The organism is Bradyrhizobium sp. AZCC 1721 (assembly GCF_036924715.1).
GTDB lineage: Bacteria > Pseudomonadota > Alphaproteobacteria > Rhizobiales > Xanthobacteraceae > Bradyrhizobium.
In genome coordinates this window covers 6,016,153-6,036,019 of the sequence record NZ_JAZHSB010000001.1, presented here as the reverse complement: position 1 = coordinate 6,036,019, position 19,867 = coordinate 6,016,153, and the positions used below count along the sequence as shown (strand labels likewise).

General features: G+C 62.9%; 22 protein-coding genes. 11 read left to right on the top strand and 11 right to left on the bottom strand.

The window, feature by feature from the left end; genetic code table 11:
• Nucleotides 1–214: 214 nt before the first annotated feature.
• Entirely contained in the window at nucleotides 215–676 is a 462-nt protein-coding gene (locus V1273_RS28805) for a cupredoxin domain-containing protein (protein WP_334364749.1), read from the bottom strand.
• A gap of 136 nt (nucleotides 677–812) precedes the next feature.
• Nucleotides 813–1,337 (bottom strand): hypothetical protein, encoded by a 525-nt coding sequence (locus V1273_RS28800; protein WP_334411650.1) that lies wholly within the window; start codon nucleotides 1,335–1,337, stop codon nucleotides 813–815.
• Nucleotides 1,338–1,434: 97 nt separating this feature from the next.
• Here V1273_RS28800 and V1273_RS28795 point away from each other — a divergent pair, with 97 nt between their 5' ends.
• Complete coding sequence (locus V1273_RS28795; protein WP_334412283.1) at nucleotides 1,435–2,634, top strand: MFS transporter; 1,200 nt, start codon at nucleotides 1,435–1,437, stop codon at nucleotides 2,632–2,634.
• 3 nt (nucleotides 2,635–2,637) lie between these two features.
• Here V1273_RS28795 and V1273_RS28790 read toward each other — a convergent pair whose 3' ends face one another.
• A complete protein-coding gene (locus V1273_RS28790) occupies nucleotides 2,638–3,042 on the bottom strand; it encodes a DUF4864 domain-containing protein (RefSeq protein ID WP_334411649.1) in 405 nt (134 codons plus the stop codon).
• 169 nt (nucleotides 3,043–3,211) lie between these two features.
• Here V1273_RS28790 and V1273_RS28785 point away from each other — a divergent pair, with 169 nt between their 5' ends.
• Complete coding sequence (locus V1273_RS28785; RefSeq protein ID WP_213289204.1) at nucleotides 3,212–3,490, top strand: DUF1488 family protein; 279 nt, start codon at nucleotides 3,212–3,214, stop codon at nucleotides 3,488–3,490.
• A 48-nt stretch (nucleotides 3,491–3,538) separates the two neighbouring features.
• On the opposite strand, the gene V1273_RS28780 is transcribed toward V1273_RS28785, so the two are convergent.
• Entirely contained in the window at nucleotides 3,539–3,976 is a 438-nt protein-coding gene (locus V1273_RS28780) for a cupin domain-containing protein (RefSeq protein WP_334411648.1), read from the bottom strand.
• Between the two features lie 89 nt (nucleotides 3,977–4,065).
• On the opposite strand from V1273_RS28780, the gene V1273_RS28775 reads away from it, so the two are divergent.
• Complete coding sequence (locus V1273_RS28775; RefSeq protein ID WP_334380625.1) at nucleotides 4,066–4,992, top strand: LysR family transcriptional regulator; 927 nt, start codon at nucleotides 4,066–4,068, stop codon at nucleotides 4,990–4,992.
• A gap of 19 nt (nucleotides 4,993–5,011) precedes the next feature.
• On the opposite strand, the gene V1273_RS28770 is transcribed toward V1273_RS28775, so the two are convergent.
• Together V1273_RS28770 and V1273_RS28765 are read right to left on the bottom strand one after the other, a co-directional pair.
• Nucleotides 5,012–5,791 carry a crotonase/enoyl-CoA hydratase family protein gene (locus tag V1273_RS28770; RefSeq protein ID WP_334411647.1) on the bottom strand — a complete coding sequence of 260 codons (780 nt, stop codon included), beginning with the start codon at nucleotides 5,789–5,791 and terminating at the stop codon, nucleotides 5,012–5,014.
• Nucleotides 5,792–5,841: 50 nt separating this feature from the next.
• Nucleotides 5,842–6,330: a tautomerase family protein gene (locus V1273_RS28765; protein WP_334364741.1), complete on the bottom strand. Its 489-nt coding sequence runs from the start codon at nucleotides 6,328–6,330 to the stop codon at nucleotides 5,842–5,844.
• Nucleotides 6,331–6,450: 120 nt separating this feature from the next.
• On the opposite strand from V1273_RS28765, the gene V1273_RS28760 reads away from it, so the two are divergent.
• Nucleotides 6,451–7,062 (top strand): TetR/AcrR family transcriptional regulator, encoded by a 612-nt coding sequence (locus tag V1273_RS28760; RefSeq protein WP_334411646.1) that lies wholly within the window; start codon nucleotides 6,451–6,453, stop codon nucleotides 7,060–7,062.
• 23 nt (nucleotides 7,063–7,085) lie between these two features.
• On the opposite strand, the gene V1273_RS28755 is transcribed toward V1273_RS28760, so the two are convergent.
• The gene (locus tag V1273_RS28755) at nucleotides 7,086–7,343 is read right to left on the bottom strand and encodes a DUF1127 domain-containing protein (RefSeq protein ID WP_334411645.1); all 258 of its coding nucleotides are present in this window, start codon (nucleotides 7,341–7,343) and stop codon (nucleotides 7,086–7,088) included.
• Nucleotides 7,344–7,490: 147 nt separating this feature from the next.
• Here V1273_RS28755 and V1273_RS28750 point away from each other — a divergent pair, with 147 nt between their 5' ends.
• A complete protein-coding gene (locus tag V1273_RS28750; protein ID WP_334411644.1) occupies nucleotides 7,491–9,053 on the top strand; it encodes a winged helix-turn-helix domain-containing protein in 1,563 nt (520 codons plus the stop codon).
• 151 nt (nucleotides 9,054–9,204) lie between these two features.
• On the opposite strand, the gene V1273_RS28745 is transcribed toward V1273_RS28750, so the two are convergent.
• On the bottom strand, nucleotides 9,205–9,621 hold the full coding sequence (locus tag V1273_RS28745) for an ester cyclase (protein ID WP_334411643.1): 417 nt from the start codon (nucleotides 9,619–9,621) through the stop codon (nucleotides 9,205–9,207).
• A gap of 97 nt (nucleotides 9,622–9,718) precedes the next feature.
• Nucleotides 9,719–10,267: a cupin domain-containing protein gene (locus V1273_RS28740; protein ID WP_028347208.1), complete on the bottom strand. Its 549-nt coding sequence runs from the start codon at nucleotides 10,265–10,267 to the stop codon at nucleotides 9,719–9,721.
• Between the two features lie 153 nt (nucleotides 10,268–10,420).
• Here V1273_RS28740 and V1273_RS28735 point away from each other — a divergent pair, with 153 nt between their 5' ends.
• Together V1273_RS28735 and V1273_RS28730 are read left to right on the top strand one after the other, a co-directional pair.
• A complete protein-coding gene (locus V1273_RS28735; RefSeq protein WP_334411642.1) occupies nucleotides 10,421–11,749 on the top strand; it encodes an aspartate aminotransferase family protein in 1,329 nt (442 codons plus the stop codon).
• A 63-nt stretch (nucleotides 11,750–11,812) separates the two neighbouring features.
• The gene (locus V1273_RS28730) at nucleotides 11,813–13,078 is read left to right on the top strand and encodes a D-amino acid dehydrogenase (RefSeq protein WP_334411641.1); all 1,266 of its coding nucleotides are present in this window, start codon (nucleotides 11,813–11,815) and stop codon (nucleotides 13,076–13,078) included.
• Between the two features lie 154 nt (nucleotides 13,079–13,232).
• Here the strand turns inward: V1273_RS28730 and V1273_RS28725 are convergent, their stop codons facing one another.
• Together V1273_RS28725 and V1273_RS28720 are read right to left on the bottom strand one after the other, a co-directional pair.
• Nucleotides 13,233–15,530, bottom strand: a complete 2,298-nt coding sequence (locus V1273_RS28725; RefSeq protein WP_334411640.1) for a molybdopterin-dependent oxidoreductase — start codon at nucleotides 15,528–15,530, stop codon at nucleotides 13,233–13,235.
• A gap of 17 nt (nucleotides 15,531–15,547) precedes the next feature.
• On the bottom strand, nucleotides 15,548–16,243 hold the full coding sequence (locus tag V1273_RS28720) for a cupin domain-containing protein (RefSeq protein WP_334411639.1): 696 nt from the start codon (nucleotides 16,241–16,243) through the stop codon (nucleotides 15,548–15,550).
• A 161-nt stretch (nucleotides 16,244–16,404) separates the two neighbouring features.
• Between V1273_RS28720 and V1273_RS28715 the strand changes: the two genes are divergently transcribed.
• From V1273_RS28715 to V1273_RS28700, 4 genes are read left to right on the top strand one after another with little or no spacing between them, the layout of a single operon-like run.
• On the top strand, nucleotides 16,405–17,172 hold the full coding sequence (locus V1273_RS28715) for an ABC transporter substrate-binding protein (RefSeq protein ID WP_083754544.1): 768 nt from the start codon (nucleotides 16,405–16,407) through the stop codon (nucleotides 17,170–17,172).
• Nucleotides 17,172–17,825, top strand: coding sequence for an amino acid ABC transporter permease (locus V1273_RS28710; protein WP_334411638.1), 654 nt, complete (start codon nucleotides 17,172–17,174; stop codon nucleotides 17,823–17,825). Before V1273_RS28715 ends, V1273_RS28710 begins: the two co-directional genes overlap by 1 nt.
• Nucleotides 17,822–18,553 (top strand): amino acid ABC transporter ATP-binding protein, encoded by a 732-nt coding sequence (locus tag V1273_RS28705; protein ID WP_334411637.1) that lies wholly within the window; start codon nucleotides 17,822–17,824, stop codon nucleotides 18,551–18,553. Before V1273_RS28710 ends, V1273_RS28705 begins: the two co-directional genes overlap by 4 nt.
• Before the next feature lie 10 nt (nucleotides 18,554–18,563).
• Nucleotides 18,564–19,856 carry an NAD(P)/FAD-dependent oxidoreductase gene (locus V1273_RS28700; RefSeq protein ID WP_334380637.1) on the top strand — a complete coding sequence of 431 codons (1,293 nt, stop codon included), beginning with the start codon at nucleotides 18,564–18,566 and terminating at the stop codon, nucleotides 19,854–19,856.
• Nucleotides 19,857–19,867 lie beyond the last annotated feature (11 nt).

The following is a 19,867-nucleotide window of genomic DNA, read 5'->3' as shown; positions in this document are numbered from 1 at the left end:
CACGATGAAAAGGAAATGCAGCAACCATTGAACCCTCATGGTGAGGAGGCGCGAAAGCGTCGTCTCGAACCATGTGGCCCGGCTGGGGTGCCATTCATCCTTCGAGACGCGCGAAGGCGCGCTCCTTAGGATGAGGTCTGGCAGGAATTGGAGGATGAGCAAAGCGCATGGCGCAGTGCCCATCCTCTGATTAGCGGTGTCCGTCTCGTCGCCGCTACTTCACTGTCACCCTGCCGATCATGCCGTTCTCGCGGTGGCCGGGGATCAGGCACGAATATTCGAACGTGCCCGGTTTGGTGAACTTCCAGACGATCTCGGCCGATTTTTTCGGCGTGAGCCGCACCGCGTTCGGCTCCTCGTGCTCCATATGCGGATGCTTCTGCATGTCCTCGGCATGCTTGAGGTTTTCTTCCGTGGTGGCGAGCAGGAATTCGTGGTCATCCTCGCCGACATTGCGGATCACGAAGCGGATCTGCTCGCCGCGCTTCACCTCGATGCTCGAGGGCGCATATTTCATCTCGCTCATGTCGACCTCGACGGTGCGCGCGGGTTTTTTGGGGTCGCCGGGCTCGCCCGCCGAATAGGTTTCGTGGGCGTGCTTGTCATGGCCGAATGCCAGTGGCGTCCATGCCGAAACGGCGATCAATGCGAGGCCGGCCGTCATGATGTTCTTCATCTCTGTTCTTTCCTGTTTCCTTGTCAGCGAAGCGCGGCCGCGAGGCGCGGGCCGCCAGGCTGAATCCATGATCTTGCAATAAGCCATGGGCATGCGCGCTTCACTCGCGCGGCTGCCCATGTCGTGACGTCAGAGATCAGGCGATGGGGGGACGGAAGTGTCGCGGCGGCGCCTCACCGGGCAGGCGCTGGACGTTCTTGGAGGCGCAGATCGACATCGGCTGCGAGGGCTTTGCGACGGCAGGCGGATCGGCCGCGATCGCGCACACGCAGAGCGTGGCGCAGCACGGTCCCGCAGAGCCCTTGCCGTCATGCTGATGCTTGGCAGGCACGGGCATCACGTCGCCGGCATCGGCGTGATCCATCGCGTGCTGATCGGTCTGCATCTCGTGATGCTGATGCGCGGCGACATGCTCCGGCTGCGCACCGTCATGGAAATGAGCGGCACCCGCCGTTCCGGGCTGGTGCATAAGGCAGGACGCGGCATCGCCGAGCGCCAGCGCCACGCCCGGCGCGAGCACGCAAAACAGGTAGAGCAGGGCGGCGAACCACCCCGCTTTGACACGCGCAGGTCTCGTCAGGCGGACGAACATGATGGGAAGGTAGGACCGACGGACGATTCCGCCAAGGCAATGCAGGGGCGTTGCCCCCCACAACTGCATGCCTAACATCGCGGCATTGTGGCTTGACCTTGGGCGATTTGACCCCGAAGTTCCGGCTGCCGTGGTGATTTCTTCTGAGCTTTCCCGAGATTCCGACCTGTTCGTTCCCGATTCGCGCCGGGCGTGGATCCGGCTTGTCGTGGCCGTGCTGATCGGCTCGCTCGGCAGCGTCGGCATGTGGTCGGTGGTGGTCGCGCTGCCGGTGGTGCAGACGGAGTTTGCCGCGAGCCGCGGCACCGCGTCGCTGGCCTTTACCATGGTGATGCTCGGGTTCGGTTCCGGCGGGGTGCTGACCGGCAAGATCACCGACCGCTACGGCATCGTCACCGCGATCGGGCTCGGCATCGGCATTTTGGGCCTCGGCTATGTCGTCGCGGGAATGTCGACCTCGATCTGGCACTTTATCCTGGTGCATTTCGCCATCGGGCTGTCCTCGTCCGCCACCTTCGGCCCGCTGATGGCGGAGGCCTCGCACTGGTTCGACCGCTATCGGGGGCTCGCGGTCGCGATTGCCGCTAGTGGCAATTACATCGGCGGCACGATCTGGCCGCCGCTGGTGAATTTCGGCATCGAGCAGCTCGGCTGGCGCACCAGTCATATCGCGATCGGCATCTTCACGGCGGTAGCGATGACGCTGGCGCTGATCGGCTTGCGGATGCTGATGGGCGCGGGAGGCCAGCGCGACCACGACAACGCGGCGCCGCCGCGCGTCGATCTAAAACTCTCCACAAACGCGCTGACGGCGATTCTGTCGCTCGCCGCGATTGCCTGCTGCGTGGCGATGTCGATGCCGCAGGTGCACATCGTCGCCTATTGCGGCGACCTCGGCTATGGCGTGGCGCGCGGCGCGGAAATGCTGTCGCTGATGCTGGGCTTCGGCATCATCAGCCGGATCGGAAGCGGCTTTCTCGCCGACAAGATCGGCGGCATCCGCACGCTTTTGATCGGGTCGTTCGCGCAGGGCACGGCGCTGTTGTTCTACCTGTTCTTCGACAGCCTGACCTCACTCTATATTATCTCGGCGATGTTCGGCCTGTTCCAGGGCGGCATCGTGCCGAGTTATGCGATCATCGTGCGCGAGGCGATGCCGGCCTCCGAAGCGGCGACCCGCGTCGGCATCGTGATCTTTGCTTCCGTGTTCGGCATGTCGTTCGGCGGCTGGATCTCGGGCGCGATCTTCGACGCCACCGGCTCCTACGGCGCCGCGTTCGCCAATGGGCTGGCGTGGAACGCGCTCAACATCACGATCATGGTGCTGCTGCTGATGCGGGCACGCCAGCGGCTGGCGATGGCGTGAGCGTCATACCGCCTGTCCCGCTTTCAGCAGCGAACAGCCCGTGATCTTCAGGCTGCCGTCCGGCTGCTGCTCCAGCGTGCACATCGCTTCCCACGCCTCGCCATTGTCGTCGACGATATGGACGCGCTGCGCGATCCGGCCATTGGCTGAACGCGCCTCGCCGAATTCGAAACTCTTGTGGCGATAGACCGGCGCGTAGCCTTGCCGAACCATCTGCATGAAGATGTCGGCCTGCGGAAAGATCTGCCTGATCTCGGGCGCGGCATGGGAATAGGCGGCCGCGGCGTCGTCGCGGATGAACGCCTGCTCCTGCGCGCGGATCACGCTCTGGGCAGTAGCGACGTCGTCGGCGAGGGCAGGGGTGCCCAACCCGATCAGGAATGCGAGAACCAGAGCAAGAGCGCGCATGCAAAATGCCCCCGAACTGGCGGTGCTTGCCGCGGTGCAGACACGCGGAAATTTATACCCGCCGGCACGCGGGCGGAAGTACTATTCGCGTAAGCGTCAGGCGAGATAAGGAACAAGCCAAGGCACTTATCGTTTTTCAAGTATCGTTTCTCTCGGGGAGGAACATCCGATGACACTCGCACGCGGAAACATTGGCGGTTACGAGTTCGACCGCATGGTGCTGCTGTTTTCCATGATGGACGGCCCGAGGGAAATACCCTGCGCGGTCAGCGCCTCCGCGATGGATGCTCTTGAGCATGCCTCGCGTACGGCGACCAGCCAGCGCGAAGAACAATTCCTTCGGTTGCGCGACCGCATCGAACAATGCGCGTCGCGCAAGTTCGAAGCGGGGGAGTTCGAGGGGACCCCGCCCGGCATCATCCTGCGCAGCATCGATTTTCGCGGCTAGCTCTATTGCTGACCCTCAGGCAATGTCGTCGCCGCGATGGCTGGCCGCTTAGTGCGAATGCAAGTCCAGGAACGGCGTGTCATTCGCGCTGACATAGAAGATAACCACCTTGGTCGGCTCGGTGGCGCTGCGGTTATAGCCGGTCATGGGCACGTTCGGCGGTTCGACCATCGCTTCGCCGGCCTTGACGTTAAGCGGTGGACGGCCTTCGAGTTCGAGCGTGAAGGCGCCTTCGAGGACGTAGACCGTCACTGGAAAGCGATGGGTGTGATACACGGTCTTGTCGCCCGGCTTGAACGTTGCGGTCATCACCCGCACGGTTTGCTTGTCATCCTTTGGCAATCCCTCGACGATCTGTTGCAGCACCATATTCGGCTTGGCGATATTCGGCGCAGGCGCTCCTTGCTGCTGCGCCGATGCGGGATTGTCGAGGCCAGCGCCGAGGCCGGTGAGAAGGAAAATGGCCGGGATGAATTGGCTGCGCATGTTTTCGCTCCTTGTGTCGGTCAGGTACCGCGCGGTGTTTCGGCGCGAAGAAGCCTACGGGCCGCCGCCCTGCCGCGGGAGCCGCAAGATTGCGAAACCCCGCCGCAGAAGTGCATAATGGGCGAATGTTCGACTGGAACGATCTGAAATACTTTCTCGCGGTGGCGCGTCACGGCAGCACGATCGCGGCCGGCAAGGCGCTCGGCACCAGCCAGTCGACGGTGCACCGCCGCCTCGAAGAACTCGAACGCAGACTAGGGCGCGCCCTGGTGACGCGGCAGAACACCGGCTATCGCCTGACCGAATACGGCAACACGCTCTTGAAATATGCCGAGCGCATCGAGGCGGCGGTCGATGATTTCCAAAGGCGGGCAACCGACGTCGAGCAGGAACTAAAGGGCGTGATCCGCGTCACCTGTCCCGAGCCGATCGTCTATCGCATGACCCAGTCAACGCTGATCGACCGCTTCCATGCCCGTTACCCGCAGCTTCGCGTCGAGTTTATCACCAGCGACCGCTATCTTGATTTGTCGAAGGGCGAGGTGGATGTTGCGTTTCGCTCAGGCGATACCGACGACGAGCTGGTGGGCCGCAAGATCGCCGACTCGGTCTGGGCGGTGTATGCCAGCCTTGGATACATTGAGCGCCACGGCAAGCCCGAACGGACCGAGGATCTGTCGCGTCACCTTCTCGTCGGTTTCGATGAGACGCTCGCCAACCACCGCGCCGCCAAATGGCTGAAGGAAGTGGCGCCCGGCGCCCCCATGCCGGTGCGCAACAACAGCGTGCTCGGGCTGGTCTCGGCCGTGAAATCCGGCGTCGGCCTCGGTCCGCTGCCGACGGCGCTCGGCGATGCGGAGCCGGATCTGGTTCGCGTGCTCGGGCCCATTCCTGAATTGACCCGAAGCTGGCGGCTCCTGGCCCACCCCGATATCAGGCGCGTCCCGCGCATCGCGGCGTTCTTCGACTTCATCGTGGAAGAACGCGACTCGTTGAAATCGATCCTGACAGGATGAGAGGCGGGCAGCCCCGCGCCTACCTGCCCTGAAACACCGCAGCGCGACGCTCGATGAAGGATTGGATGCCCTCGCGCGCATCGGCGCTGTTGAGCACGCGCTCGCGGACTTTTGGAATGTAGGCGATGGCCGCCGCCTCGCCGTGCTCGACATATTTAAGCGCCGCTTCCTTGGTGACCTGAATGCCGAGCGGCGCATTGCCGGCAATGATCTTGGCGAGCGCCATCGCCCGCTCGATTTGCTGGCCGGCCGGCACGACTTCCTGGACCAGCCCGATCTCGCGGGCGCGCGCTGCGCTGAATTCATCGCACAGGAACAGATGATACATAGCGTTGCCCCAGCCGGTGCGCGACAGGAAGCGGAAATGCGCACCTCCGAGCGGGGCGATGCCGCGCCTGGATTCCATCTGGCAGAAGCGGGCGTCGTCGGCGGCGACGACGATGTCGCCCGCCAGCATCAGCTCGATTCCGACGGTGAACACGATGCCCTGCACCGCTGACACGATCGGCTTCTTGCAGCGCTTCTGCAGGCCGAAGACGTCGACATTGCCCTCCCTAACATTCCGCTTCTCGGCGTTGGGGCCGAAGAATTTCGGCATGTCGAGGCCGGCGGTGAAATCCTTGCCTTCGGCGCAGATGACGCCGACCCAATAGCTGTCGTTGTTGTGGAGCTCCGTCAGCGCGTCCGACAATTGCTCCATCATGGCGGGCGAGAACGCGTTCTTCTTGGCCGGGTTGTCGATGATGATCTTGAAGATGCGATCGTGGATTTCGGTGCGGATTGTTCCTTCGGCGCTCATGATCTCCTCCGTCCTGATTGTTCTAAAAATGCAGTGCAAGACGCGCGTGTCTATCGCTCGTATTTGACGGCGAGTGCGGTGCGGATTGACGCGGCGCGTTCCGGCGAAAAGTGCGATGCGCCATGGTCGAGCAGGTCGAGGAACGACAGCACGCCGCCGCGCGAACCCCAGCTTCCTTCCTCGATGATACGGAAATTGATCCACCAGCCCGGCGAGGGCGTCTTCATCCCGCAGGCGTCCGCAAGCGCGGCGTGTATATTGCGGATGACGGTGGCGCGATCCTCGCGCGTCCAGCAGCAGTCCATCACCACGACGTCGAGCACCATCACGTCGCTGGGCTTGTCCGAGAGCAGTTCCCCGCCGTGCGCGATCATGTCGAGCGGGCGCTCGACGAAATGGACCTGATAACCGCGGCGCGCTTCAGGCGTCAGCTTGCCGACCTCCGGCACGAGGACGGCGTCCGTCAGCGTTTTTGCCAGCACCCGCCGCTGATCGGCGTTCAACCGTCCCTGCGGCGTCATCACATGGATAAACGTCATTGCGCGTCTCCTCGCGTCGGCATTCTTCTGACTATGACGAACGTCATAACTTCACATTGAGCTGGCTATGTCAAGCGTCATAATCTAGCATGCGGTCATGCAGACGAAGGAAGATTCGCGATGACGTCGGATACCCGCGCAAAAATGGTGGCAGGGGCCGCCAACCTGATGAGCCGCCGCGGCGTCAACGCCACTAGCATGCGTGAGGTGGTCCGCCACACCGGCACGCCGCGCGGTTCGATTGGTCATCACTTTCCGCGGGGCAAGCAGCAGTTAATCGAGGACGCGCTGGTATTTGCGGGCAAGCAGGTCAGCGGGCCGCTGGAGCAACTGACGCAGTCGCGCGGCGCGATTGCGGGTCTGCGCACCTTCATCGCGCTGTGGCGTCAGACGCTGGAGAAGTCGAAATTCCAGGCCGGTTGTCCAGTGCTCGCAGTCGCGGTCGAGCAATATGTCAACGATGCGACCGAGAAGGGCGGCGAACCTGACGAAGCCGCCCAACGCCATCTGCTCGATCTCGCCGACGGCGTGTTTGCCGACTGGCAGCGCATCATGCTCACGGCGTTGCGCCGCGAGGGCGTGGCGCCTGCGCGCGCGCGGCGGCTGGCGGCGCTCGTCATCGCATCGACCGAAGGAACGGTCGCAATGTGCCGCGCCGCGCGCAGCGCCCAGCCGCTTGACGATGTCAGGCAGGAACTCGAATGGCTGTTGTCGAGCGCGCTGGCGAAGTAGGGCGAGGTGCATTCCGATGTCGATCACCTTCGGGTGCCGATATCAGACATCCAATGGAGGGGATCCAGCGAGATTGAGCGGCTTGAGGCGACGTAGTCAATCTCGCCGCGCGTGATACCGATGTCCGCAAGCTCGCTGTCCGTCAGGCGACACAACTCGGTTCGCAGCTTCTCGCGTTTGCGCCACTCCTGAAATGCATTCCAATATGCTTCGAGAGGACTGTAGGCCTGCCGCTTTGCGGTTGCTGGTCCCAGCTCGATAGGCTCCCGAATCGCGCTCATGACGGTGTGTCCTGCCTGGACTTTTCACCGGGCGAAGTTGCCGCAAGATGCGCTGGCGCGCTTAACTGGTGGCTTACATTTCCCTTATCGGCAGCTTATTCTTCGTGCTTCGGAAGCCCTTAGAGGTGACCCAGAAGGAATGGCAACTTGCGCTATCTCTTCGAGAATTACACGCTTGACACCGAAAAGCGTGAACTGCTCCGCGGAGCGGATGCGGTGTCAATTGCACCTCAGGCTTTTGACTTGCTTGATTACTTGATTCGAAACAGGGAGCGCGTCGTCAGCAAAGACGACCTCATTGTTGGCGTTTGGAACGGACGCATTGTATCTGATGCTGCATTGACGACCCGCCTGAACGCCGCACGGAATGCGATCGGCGATTCCGGCGAAGAGCAACGCCTCCTCAGAACACTGGCGCGGAAGGGCTTCCGTTTTGTCGGGCAAGTGCAGGAAGAGCGAGGCGGCGCGGCGCCCGATAACTGGGCAGAACCGCCGAAACACTTCCTGCCGCTGCCAAGCAAGCCTTCAATTGCTGTCCTCCCATTCGTCAACCTGAGCTTAGATCCAGAGCAGGAGTATTTTGCCGACGGCGTCGTAGAGGACATCACCATGGCGCTGTCGCGCTTTCACTGGCTCTTTGTGATCGCGCGCAATTCGAGCTTCACCTACAAGGGCCGAAGTGTAGACATGAGGCAGGTCGGTCGCGAGCTTGGGGTGCGCTACGTACTCGAAGGCAGCGTGCGCAAGGCAGGAAATCGCCTGCGCATCGCAGGGCAGCTTATTGATGCCGAAACGGGAGCGCATCTGTGGGCTGACCACTTTGATGGTGAGCTCAAGGAGCTGTTTGATCTACAGGACCATGTGACTTCCAGCGTGGTGGGGGCAATAGCACCAAAACTGCAGCGCGAGGAAATCAAGCGGGCAAAGCGCAAGCCAACTGAAAATCTGGATGCATACGACTATTATCTGCGGGGGCTGTCCAGCGCTAGTCGGTGGACCAAGGATGCGAACGTCGAGGCGCTCCGGCTCTTTTGCAAGGCAGTCGAGCTCGATCATGGTCTGGCCTGCGCATATGGCATGGCTGCGTGGTGCTACGTGCGGCGGAAAGCGCGTGGTTGGATGGACGAACGCGTTCAGGAAAGTGCGGAAGCTGTACGGCTGGCTCGGAAGGCGGTGCTGCTGGGCGAAGATGACCCCATTGCACTGTGTATGGGTGGGTATGCGCTCGCCTTCGTAGCTCATGAGTTCGACGATGCGACGGCGTTCATGGACCGGGGACTTGCGGTAAATCCTAACTTGGGGCGAAGTTGGATGCTTAGTGCGTGGTTAAGAGTTTGGAGAGGTGAGCCGGACTTAGCACTTGAGCACGCTGCGCATGCCATGCGATTGAGCCCGCTCGATCCTTCCACGTACGCCTTGCATGGGGCCATGGCCTATGCCCATTTTCTCGCAGGCCGCTATGACACGGCGTCGTCATGCGCCGAAAGCTCTTTGCGTTTCAATCCGACTTTCCTACTGGCCACATGCATTTCCGCAGCGAGCAATGCGCTCGCGGGGCGACTTGACCTGGCGCAACGAGCGATGTCACGAGCACTCGAATGTAATCCCAATTTGCGCGCCACCAATCTGAGAGACTTAGCGATGTTTCGTCGGGAGGCGGACTTCGCCACCTTCGCCAAAGGTCTCCGGAATGCAGGCCTTCCCGATTAATCGTGATGCCGAATGCTCTAAAGAGGACTGGCGCTTCCTGACCCCGCATCATCGCGCGCCGTTCCGCCGATATCGAAATAGGCGGATGCCTGCACATGACTCGACTCGGACGTATGCGGTGACGAATATTATGCCGAGCGCATTCGCTCAATCAGACCGTAGATATCTCCGAGTACATAGAGGTCCCGAACCTTGCCGCCGTCGAATGTGAAGATCGGCATACCGGTCCACCATACATGGCGGCCGCTTGGCGCCACCCCGAACACCCCTGACGATGGTAGCCGTGAAAGCGCATCTTGCCACTCACGCGATTGCCTTCCTCAATCAGAACCAGCATGTCCGTCGTGTAGTTGGCGAAGGCGGTTGTTACCCAATCCACGTATTCGGCGAATTGGCCATGCCCGACCAGCGAAGGACCGAGAGAGCCACGAAACGTGAAGTCCGGATGGAAAATGGAGGGGATTAGACTTTTGTCCGCACGATCCCACATCTCCTTGTAGAACATGCGCACAAGCTCTTTTTGAGGTGAGAGGACAACGCCGTCCAAGTTTAACACCGGTTCATACATGAACCCTCCTTGGGCCGAAATCTAATTGTGCCCGAGTATTGAAAGCCAAAGCCTGTCGTTGCAAGTAGCGGATTGATGAGTACGCAGCCTTGGCTGCTCAAAACGTTGGCGGCGTGCAGGCACTTATCACCTCGCACGGCTTTCCGCCGACGCAGCGGAAGCGGTGCGGGCGGCGGCTTTCGAAATAATAGGCATCGCCGGGATCGAGGATGCGGCGTTCGTCGTCGACGGTCACTTCCAGCCGGCCGCTCACCACGATGCCGCCTTCCTCGCCGTCATGCGTCAGCGGTACCCGGCCGGTGTCGCTGCCCGGCTCATAGCGCTCTTTGAGAATCTGCAACGCGCGGCCGAACAGATTGTCGCCGACTTGGCGGTAGGAAATCGGCTGCTTGCCGATTTCGGTCAGCTCGTCAGAGCGGTAGAACGCCTTGCGCGGCCGCTCCGGCTCGATCGCGAAGAACTCGGCGAGCCCCATCGGCAACCCGTCGAGGATGCGCTTCAGCGCGCCGACGGAGGGGTTCATCTGGTTCGACTCGATCAGCGAGATCGTCGAATTGGTCACGCCGGAGCGCTTTGCCAGCTCACGCTGCGACAGCTTGTGGCGGGCCCGGACGAAGCGGAGTCGCCCACCGATATCGACGCTCATCGAAAATCCCTGTTGCAGGTGTTTCGGATCGAACAAATATGCCCTGATCGAGTTAGCAAAATCAATGGGTTGCAGGAGTGCAGAAAAGGACTTGTTGTGGCTTCCCGAGCGTGGCCCGGTGGTCCCTTGAGCTGCCAGCAAAGGAGCTAGACCGTGACCCTTCATCAGAAGCCGAACACCCTGCAGACCGACTCGTTCTGGATGCCTTTCACGGCCAACCGGCAGTTCAAGAAAACGCCGCGCCTGTTCGCCTCCGCCGAGGGCATGCACTACACCACCGTCGACGGCCGCAAGGTGATCGACGGCTCCGCCGGCCTCTGGTGCGTCAACGCCGGCCATGGCCGCCGCCAGATTGCGGCTGCCGTCGAACGGCAATTGATGAACCTCGACTTCGCGCCCTCGTTCAACATGGGCCATCCGCCGGCGTTCGATTTTGCCGAGCGGCTCACCGAGATCGCGCCGAAGGGACTGGATCGCGTCTTCTTCACCAATTCAGGCTCAGAGTCGGTCGATACCGCGCTGAAGATCGCGCTGGCCTATCAGCGCGCCATCGGGCAGGGGACGCGGACGCGCCTGATCGGCCGCGAGCGCGGCTATCACGGCGTCGGCTTCGGCGGCATGTCGGTCGGCGGCATGGTGGCCAACCGCCGCGCGTTCGCCACCCATCTGCCCGGAGTCGATCACATCCGTCACACCCATGATCTCGCCCGCAACGCCTTTGCGAAGGATCAGCCGGAGCACGGCGCCGAGCTCGCCGACGATCTCGAGCGGATGGTGGCGCTGCATGGCGCCGACACCATCGCCGCCGTCATCGTCGAGCCGGTGCCGGGTTCGACCGCGGTGCTGCCGCCGCCGAAGGGCTATTTGAAGCGGCTGCGCGAGATCGCAGACAAGCACGGCATCTTGCTCATCTTCGACGAGGTCATCACTGGGTTCGGCCGCCTCGGCACGCCGTTTGCGGCTGATTATTTCGGTGTCACGCCTGATATGATGACGACCGCCAAGGGCATCACCAACGGCACCGTCCCCTGCGGCGCGGTGTTTGCCAGCCGCAAGATCCACGACGGGTTGATGACCGGGCCTGAGGGCACGATCGAGCTGTTCCACGGCTACACCTATTCGGCGCATCCGACCGCGTGTGCCGCGGGGCTGGCGACGCTCGACATCTACAAGGACGAGGGGCTTTTGACGCGCGGCGCGTCGCTGGCCGAATACTGGCGCGATGCGCTGCATTCGCTGAAAGGTCTGCCGAAGGTGATCGACATCCGCAATGTCGGCCTGATGGGCGCGGTCGAGCTTTCGCCGCGCAGCGACGGCGTCGGCGCACGCGGCTATGACGTGATGGTGGATTGCTTCAATCGCGGGCTTTATTTGCGCATGAGCGGCGATTCCTTTGCGCTGTCGCCGCCCTTGATCGTCGAGAAGAGCCACATCGACGACATGGTTTCGATCCTCGGCGACGCGATCAAGCGTGTGGCCTGATCCTTGCTCGCAGGGAAAGACAGAGGCCGCGGCAATTGTGCCGCGGCGAATGCGTGAGGGATCGTGAAGGTCATCGTTCTCGGCAGTGGCGTGATCGGCGTCACGACAGCCTATTATCTGGCGCGTTCCGGCCACCAAGTTGTTGTCGTCGACCGCCAGGCTGAGCCTGCACAGGAAACCAGTTTTGCCAATGCCGGCGAGGTCTCGCCCGGCTATTCCTCGCCCTGGGCCGGCCCCGGCGTGCCGGTCAAAGCGATCAAGTGGCTATTGATGCGGCATGGGCCGCTGGTGATCTGGCCCAAGCTCGATCCCGTCATGTGGATCTGGGGGCTGAAGATGCTGCGCAACTGCACGGCAGAGCGCTACGCGGTCAACAAGAGCCGGATGATCCCGATCGCCGAATACAGCCGCGATTCCCTGCGCGCGCTGCGCGCCGAGGTCGGCATCAAGTATGACGAGCGCAGCCGCGGCACGCTTCAGCTCTTCCGCAAGCAGAAGCAGCTCGACTCGACCGGCGATGATATCGCGGTGCTCAAGCAATACGGCGTGCCGTACGAGCTTTTGGATCGCACCGGCTGCATCGGCGCGGAACCGGCGCTCGCGGCCGTGAAGGAAAAATTCGTCGGCGGGTTGCGATTGCCGCAGGACGAGACCGGCGATTGCCACATGTTCACGCAGGCGCTCGCTCGGGAAGCTGAAAAGCTCGGCGTCGAGTTCAGGTTCAATACCACGATCGAGCGGCTGGTCGCGGATGGCGGCAAGATCACCGGCGTCGTCACCAGCGCCGGGTTGTTGCAGGCCGATGCCTATGTCGCGGCACTCGGAAGCTGGTCGCCGCGCTTGCTCAAACCTTTGGGTGTTTTTGTTCCGGTCTATCCGGTGAAGGGCTACTCGATCACGGTCCCCGTCATCGATCCCGACGGCGCGCCGGTATCGACCGTGATGGACGAGAGCTACAAGGTCGCGATCACGCGGCTGGGGGATCGCATCCGCGTCGGCGGCACCGCGGAAATTTCCGGCTATTCGAACTCGCTCGATGCGGCGCGGCGGGCGACGCTCGATCATTCGCTGACCGACATGTTTCCGCGCGGCGGCGATTTGAGCAAAGCGAGCTTCTGGTGCGGCCTGCGCCCGATGACGCCGGACGGCCCGCCGGTGATCGGCGCGACGCGCTACGGCAATCTGCACCTCAACACCGGCCACGGCACGCTCGGCTGGACCATGGCGTGCGGCTCGGGGAGGGTGCTGGCCGATATGATTTCGGGACGGAAGCCGGATATCGATGTGAGCGAGCTCAGCGTGAGCCGGTACGATCAGCGGTTTGGGTAGTAACGCACGATAGCCAACCCGTCATTGCGAGGAGCGTAGCGACGAAGCAATCCATGTCTCCGCAAGTGGCGATGGATTGCTTCGCTTCGCTCGCAATGACGGCGGGATTAGCGGACTAGCTCTCGTCACGCAATGCGGGGTGTCGTTGCCTTCATCACTCCTGATCGGGAGGATCAAAGGCTCGAATCGGAGGCAGCGTGCCCGAATACTTCTCGCACTCGACCACGGTCACCTGACCGCAGCAACCTTGCGCGAGCCGCGAGGTGCCGATGTCGCGGGTGAGCACGTTCGGGTTGCCATGAACGCAGAGCGGATGTTCTGCGGCGCCGGCTTGCGGATCGTACCAGGCGCCGGTGGACAATTGCACCACGCCGGGCATCACGTCGTCTGAGACGGCGGCGGCGGCCAGACACGCGCCCCGATCATTGAACAGGCGGACGATATCGCCATCGGCGATGCCGCGACGCGTCGCGTCAACGGGGTTGAGACGGACGGCTTCCCGGCCGGCAATTTTTTTGGACTGGCTGTACGCACCGAAGTCGAGCTGGCTGTGCAGCCGGGTCGCTGGCTGGTTGGCGATCAGCGTCAACGGGTGGCGCTGATCTGGCGGTTCGGTCGACGGCAGCCATGCCGGGTGCGGCGGGCAATCGTCGTAGCCGAAGCCTGCGATGATTTTCGAATAGATCTCGATCTTGCCGCTTGGCGTGGGCAGCTTGTTCTTGACGGGATCGTTGCGGAAGGCGCGCAGAAAGCCGCCGTCATCAGGGGCCGATGGCAGCGCGAGTTCGCCACGCCGCCAGAACTCGTCGAAATCCGGCGCATCCCAACCGGCATCGGCAAGCGCCCGTCGCGTCGGCTCGTAAAGATGGGCCAGCCATTGCCTGGTATCGCGTCCTTCCGTGAAGGCCTGTTCGACGCCCAATCGCCGCGACAGCGCGGCAAAAATATCGAAATCGTCGCGGGCTTCGCCAATCGGGTCCACGGCCTTGCGCATCGCGACCAGCCTCGGATCGGTGCCGGCGGCGCCGATATCGTCGCGCTCCAACGTCATGGTCGCCGGCAGCACAATGTCGGCAAACTTAGCCATCGGCGTCCAGGCGCTCTCGTGCACGACAATGGTTTGCGGGACATTGAAGGCCTGCCGCAGCCGATTGATATCCTGGTGATGATGGAAAGGGTTGCCGCCCGCCCAGTAGACCAGCTTGATGTCGGGATACCGCATCGTGCGGCCGTTGTATTCGAACATTTGTCCCGGATTGAGGAGCATGTCGGCGACACGCGCGACCGGGATGAAGTCGGCGGTAGCATTCTTGCCTTGCGACAGCGTCGGGATCGGAACCGCGTTGAGACGGCGTCCGGTATGACCGAGCGCACCGAGCGCGTAATTATATCCGCCGCCGGGCAGGCCGATCTGGCCCAGCATGGCCGCGAGCACCACGCCCATCCATACCGGTTGCTCGCCATATTGCGCCCGCTGCAGGGAATGCGAGACCGTGATCAAGGTGCGTCCGCGCGGCAGCCGGCGGGCGATGTCGACGATTGTGCCGGCCGGAATGCCGGTAATGTCGGCGGCCCATGCCGCGTCCTTTGGCGTATGGTCGTCGCGGCCGAGCAGATAGCGTTCGAAGATGTCGAAGCCGGTGCAATAGCGTGCGACAAAGCCGCTGTCCCACAGATCCTCGACGAGGAGCGTGTGCGCGAGTGCCAGCATCAGGGCGACGTCGGTCCCGACCTTGATCGGCATCCACCGGGCGCCGGCCGCTTCCGGCATGTCGTCGCGCAAGGGAGCGATGCCGTAGAACACGGCGCCACGGCGCGCGGCCCTTTGCATAGCGTCGCGCTCGATGTGCCGGCTGATGCCGCCGCTTGCGACGTCCGAGTTCTTCAGCGCCATGCCGCCGAAGGCCAGCACCGTATCGGTATGCTCGGCGATCTGATCCCACGTCACGTTATGGCGCGAGATGCCCTCGAAGCCGCCGAGGACATGCGGCAGGATCACGGCCGAGGCACCGGCACTATAGCTGTTCACCGAACGCACGTAGCCGCCGAACGCGGTGTTCAGGAAGCGGTGAACCTGGCTCTGCGCGTGGTGGAAACGTCCGGCGCTGGCCCAGCCATAGGAGCCGCCATAGACCGCGGCGGCGCCATATTCGGTTCGGATCCGCGCCAATTCGCCTGCGAGCAGGTCGAGCACTTCGTCCCAGGGGCACGCGACAAATTTCTGGTCGAAGGCGCGCGGAGCGGGTGCGCTTCGCTCCAGCCACGCCTTGCGCACCATCGGCCGCAGGATGCGGGCCTTGTGGCGCATCGCCGTGCTGAAATTCTGCAACATCGGGGAGGGCGCCGGGTCGTGCTCGTACGGCTTGATATCCAGCGTCGCGCCGTTCCACCGCGCCGCGAAGGCGCCCCAATGCGCGCTGTGTGGGCTCCAATCCTCTCGGGCTTGATCCATTCCTTGTTCCAGACTGTTCATGACGCCTGCGTCACGCAATTCACCCACAGCACGACCGCTTTCGCATCTTTCGCGGGATTTGAGAAGCGGTGCGGGCGGCGGCTGGCAAAGCGAAAACTGTCTCCTCGCTTGAGCAACCAGGACTCGGCGTCGACGGTCAGCGTCATCTCGCCTTCCAGCACCAGCCCCGCTTCCTCGCCGTCATGCGTGTAAAGCTCATCGCCGGTGTTGCCGCCGGGCTCCATGTGCACGAGAAACAGATTGAGGCGGTTCTCAGTACCCGCCGGACTCAGCAATTGCTTGGAGATGCCGGTCCGCCACAGTTTCAGTTCGGCGCGCTGCATTTCGCGCGTCACCACACCGCCGGATGCCGCCCCGTCGTTCGGCTGCGAGCCGAACAGCGCGGCGATGCCGACGCCAAGCACGTCGGCCAGCGTCGCCAGCACGCGGAGCGAAGGCGACGACAGCCCGCGCTCGATCTGGCTGAGAAAGCCGATCGACAGATCGGTCTTCGCCGCAATCGTCTCCAGCGAGAGCTTGTGCTCGCGGCGCAGGTCGCGGATGCGGCGGCCGACCGCAAGGTCCATCGCCGGCTCGGCCGGCCTGACGGCGGTCTTCGCCTTCGGCCGGGCCGTTGCCTTTCCGGCGGCCTTTTTCCTGGCCCTTGCCTTGGCCTTGAACGCCGGTTTCTTTATTCGCTTGCCGCCGCTCACGTCAGACCGCTTCCTTCATGTGCATGAAAATCGCTTGCAAACCTTGGAGAAGTGTGGCCACAATTTCATATTGGTGAAAATAGGCCTGAACGGCGTTGCCCGCAACTCTTTGGTCTAAGGCGGGCGGGCCCGGGCGGCGTGCAGTTTCAGGAGGTGGTGCGATGGCTCTGAAGCGTCTCGTTCAGGCCGCGGTGGCGGCCTTGGTTCTCACAGCCGCAATGCCGGCATCCGCGCAAAAAGTACTGAAGGTGGGCTCGACGCCGACCGGCGTACCCTTCACATTCCTCGATACCAAGACCAACAGCATTCAGGGCATCATGGTCGATCTCATCACCGAGATCGGCAAGGACGCCGGCTTCCAGGTTCAGATCGAGCCGATGCAGTTCTCGACCCTGATTGCCTCGCTTACCTCGAACAAGATCGACATCATCTCAGCGGCGATGTTCGTTACGCCCGCGCGCAAGGAAGTGATCGATTTCTCCGAGCCGTTCTACAGCTACGGCGAGGGCCTCCTGGTGCCGAAGAGCGATACGAAGACGTACACCAAGCAGGACGATCTGAAAGGCGAAGTGGTCGGCGCGCAGGTCGGTACGGCGTTCGTCGATGCGCTGAAAAAGTCGGGACTGTTCAGCGAGGTGAAGGCCTACGACACCATTCCCGATATTCTGCGCGACGTGAACGCCGGCCGGCTGAAGGCCGGCTTCGCCGATTATCCGATCCTCGCCTACAACCTGAAGCAAGGCGGCTTCCCTGAGGCGCGCATTGTCGAGAGCTACAAGCCCGCGACCGTCGGTTCTGTCGGCATCGGCGTGCGCAAGGGCGATACCGAGCTGCTCGCCAAGATCAATGCCTCGCTGGCGAAGCTGAAGGCGAACGGCACGGTCGAAAAGATCCTCGATAAATGGGGCCTCAAGGCGCAGGGTGCCTGATGCAGGCGTTCTGGCGCGACGCGACCGAGTTCCTGCCGATCCTGATGAGCGGCGTGGCGTTGACGGTCATCGTCACCATCGGCTCGCTCTTGCTGTCGACCGCGCTCGGCCTGGTCTGGGCCTTGATGCGGGTATCCGGTATCGGCATTTTCTCGGGGGTCAGCGCCGGGCTGATCAACGTGATCCGCGGCATCCCGATCATCGTCATGCTGTTCTATCTCTACTTCGTGATGCCCGAACTCGGCCTCACGCTGACGGCGCTGCAGGCGGCGATCTTAGGCCTCGGCATCGCCTATTCGGCCTACCAGGCGGAGAATTTCCGCGCCGGGATCGAGGCGATCGACAGGGGACAGATCGAGGCGGCGCAGGCGATCGGCATGGGTTGGTGGCAGACCATGCGCCGCGTGGTGCTGCCGCAAGCGGTGAAGATCGTGTTGCCTCCCTACGGCAACATCATGATCATGATGCTGAAGGATTCGTCGCAAGCTTCGACCATCACGGTCGCCGAACTCGCCCTGCAGGGCAAGCTGATCGCGTCCTCCACCTTCAAGAACACCAGCGTGTTCACACTTGTGGCGCTGATGTATCTCACCATGAGCATCCCGCTCATTCTTCTGGTCCGTCACTTCGAGAAGCGCGCGGGCCACAAATGATCGAGCTCAGCAACGTTCACAAGAGTTTTGGCAAGGTCGAGGTGCTCAAGGGCATCACGGCTTCCGTCGAGAAGGGCGAGGTTGTCTGCGTCATCGGCCCGTCAGGCTCCGGCAAATCCACCATCCTGCGCTGCATCAACGGGCTGGAGAGCTATGACAGCGGCGACATCCTCGTCGAAGGCGCGCGGGTCGATCGCAGCGCGCCCTCGATCGTAGCGATCCGGACGCAAGTCTCGATGGTGTTCCAGCGCTTCTACCTGTTTCCGCACCGTACCGCGCTGGAAAACGTCATCGAGGGGCCGCTCTATGTGAAGAAGGAGCCGCGCGCCGAGGCGCTGGAGCGTGGCCGCGCGCTGCTGGCGCAGGTGGGGCTCGCCGAAAAGGCCGACAGCTATCCGCCGCAACTCTCCGGCGGTCAGCAACAGCGTGTTGCGATTGCCCGCGCACTTGCGATGCAGCCGAAGGCGATCCTGTTCGACGAGCCGACTTCGGCGCTCGATCCCGAACTGGTCGGTGACGTGCTCTCGGTGATGCGGAAGCTCGCCGACGACGGCATGACCATGGTCGTCGTCACCCACGAGATGGGATTTGCCGGAGATGTCGCCGACCGCGTACTGTTCATCGACGGCGGCGTGATCGTCGAGCAGGGGCCGGCGAAGTCCGTGCTCAATCAACCGCAGCATACGCGCACGCAGGATTTTTTGCGGCGCGTGCTGCATCCGCTCTGAGTTCGCCAGCATGAATGCGCCCATCCGACTGCCGCTGCCGCCAAGTCTCTACGCCGATACGGCGGTCGCGCCGGCACCGACGCCGCCGCTCGATGGAGACAAGGACGTTGCGGTCGCGATCATCGGCGGCGGTTTCACCGGGCTGTCCACCGCATTGCATCTGGCCGAGCAGGGCGTGAATGCGATCGTGCTGGAAGCGCAACAGCCGGGCTGGGGCGCTTCGGGCAACAATGGCGGCCAGGTCAATCCGGGCCTCAAGCACGACCCCGACCAGATCGAGGCCGATTTCGGCGCCGAACTGGGCGGCCGGATGATCGCGTTTTCCTACGGCACCACCAACTACACGTTCGACCTGATCCGCCGCTACCAGATTCCGTGCGAAGCAAGGCAGAACGGCACGCTGCGCGCGGCCTACAACGAGGCGAGCGCCAGGGGAATCGAAAACACGGCAAAGCAGTGCATCCGGCGCGGCATGCCGGTGACGCTCTTGAATCGCGAGCAGATGCGGGAGGTGACCGGTACCGGCCGCTATCTCTGCGCCATGCTGGACAATCGCGGTGGCGACCTGCATCCGCTGAGCTATGCGCGCGGGTTGGCGCGCGCCGCGATCGCGGCCGGCGCAGCCGTCCATGGCGAGACGCCGGCGCTTTCGTTGTCGCGTGAAGGCGCGCATTGGCGCGTCGAGACGCCGCGCGGGATCGTGCGCGCCGAAAAAGTGCTGCTGGCAACCAACGGATTCACGGACGATCTGTGGCCGGGCCTCCGCCGCACTATCGTGCCGGTGTTTTCATCGATTGCGGCCACCGCGCCTCTATCCGAGGAGGTCGCGCGCGAAATCATGCCGACGCGTTCGGTGTTGTACGAGAGCGGCTACATCACGGTGTATTACCGGATCGATGCGCATAATCGTTTGCTGATGGGCGGACGTGGGCCGATGCGCTGGATCAGCAAGCCTGGCGATGTCGCCTATCTCATCCGCTATGCCGAACGGCTGTGGCCGCGGCTGAAAGGCGTGACCTGGACGCACGGCTGGAATAGTCGGCTCGCGATCACGCCCGATCATTATCCCCATGTGCATGAGCCGGCGAAGAATCTTCTGATCTCGCTCGGCTGCAACGGCCGCGGCGTCGCGCTCTCGACCGCGATGGGTGCACAGCTCGCGCGCCGTCTCGTTGGCGGAAGAGATGCTGTGATCGATATGCCGATCTCAGGCATCAAGCCGATGGCGATGCACGCGTTCTGGCCGCTCGGCGTCACCGCGGCCGTACTGGCCGGGCGGGTGCGGGACCGGCTGGGAATCTGACGCCGCGGCCG